The following is a 1,410-nucleotide window of genomic DNA, read 5'->3' on the forward strand; positions in this document are numbered from 1 at the left end:
ACTGGTGGTAGTCGGCGCCGAGGTCGTGGTAGCGGGCGCCGGGGTCGGACAGCAGGTGCCAGATGATGGTCAGGACCGAGTTGCCGACCGCGACGACGGCGCGTTTCTTGCCTCTTCGCCGGACGAGTCTTCGGTAGCGTTCGCCGAGGAAGGTGTCGGTGCGGGCGGCTGCGGCGACGATCTCGCCGAGGGTGCCGGCCAGCCAGGGGTTGCCCTTGCCGGTGCTGCCGCCTTTCTTGCGGCCGGCGGAGCTGGCCTCGATCGGGGCGAACTTGGCCCAGGACACCAGATGGGCGGCGGTGGGGAAGACGGTCATGTTGACGCCGATCTCGGCGACGAGTTCCTGAGCGGCGCGCTCGCCGACGCCGGTGATCTCATCCAGCCTCGCCGCCGCCTGCGCGAAAGGGGCGATCAGCTGCTCGATCCGGGTGTCCAGGGCGGCGATGTCCACGGCCAGCGTATCGATACGGTTCAGCATCCTGCGGCAGAGGAACGCGTGGTGGTCCTCGAAATGGCCGGTCAGTGCCTCCCGTAACACCGGGATCTTGCGGCGCATCGACCCGCACGCCATCTCCGCCAGAACCCGGGGGTCGCGCTGCCCGTCGATCATGGCCTGCAGCATCCGCCGCCCGGACACGGTGTCCAGGCCACTGATCACCGACGTCAGCTTGATCTGCGCGTCTTCGAGCAGCTTCTCCAGCCGCTGATACTCGCGGGTCTGTTCCCGGATCAGGCTGCGCCGGTACCGGGTCACATCCCGTAGCTGCCGGATGGGTTTCGGGTGCACCAGACTCGGTGAGCACATGCCCCGCTCGACGACCTTGGCCAGCCAGACCGCGTCCAGGCGGTCGGTCTTGGGCCGGCCCGGCACGTTCTTGACATGCCTGGCGTTGAGCAGCCAGCACTCGAAACCCTCGGCCTCGAGCAGGTAGAACACCGGCTTCCAGTAGTCACTGGTGGCCTCCATCGCCACCAGCGCGACCTGCTCCACCCGCAGCCAGTCGGCCAGGCCCAGCAACGCCGGCGTCACCGTCGCGTACTCCCGCACCTGCTGCACCCGCCGGTCCGGCCGATCCGGATGCGGCGTACGCACACACGCCACCAGACCTGCCTTACCGATATCGATCGCGCAGATCCGCTGCGCGACCTGCACCGGTTCCTCGGTGACCTCCTCCATCGACACCACCCTCCACTCGCAGCACCACCCACGGCGGTCACCCGCGGGAACGCTCAGGGCAGGACAGATGCGGACTCGCGTGCTCGAAGCGACAATGCAGGGCCCCGAAAACGCGTTCCCACCGTCAGGCTGTCTCCCGGGCTCGAAGCACCAAGCGGAGACGACGTGAGCGGGTGACCACCCCCGATTTTCACGCACGGCACGGGCGTCAGAAAGACACGGATGGCTGTCTC

Annotated in this window: 1 protein-coding gene; it reads right to left on the reverse strand. The window is 68.0% G+C overall.

The window, feature by feature from the left end; genetic code table 11:
• Window positions 1–1,177 (reverse strand): IS110 family transposase (locus AB0G04_RS44190; protein WP_360996756.1); only part of this gene is annotated, 1,177 nt, incomplete at its 3' end.
• Between the last annotated feature and the right edge of the window lie 233 nt (window positions 1,178–1,410).

It is taken from the genome of Actinoplanes sp. NPDC023801, from assembly GCF_040639655.1.
Lineage (GTDB): Bacteria > Actinomycetota > Actinomycetes > Mycobacteriales > Micromonosporaceae > Actinoplanes.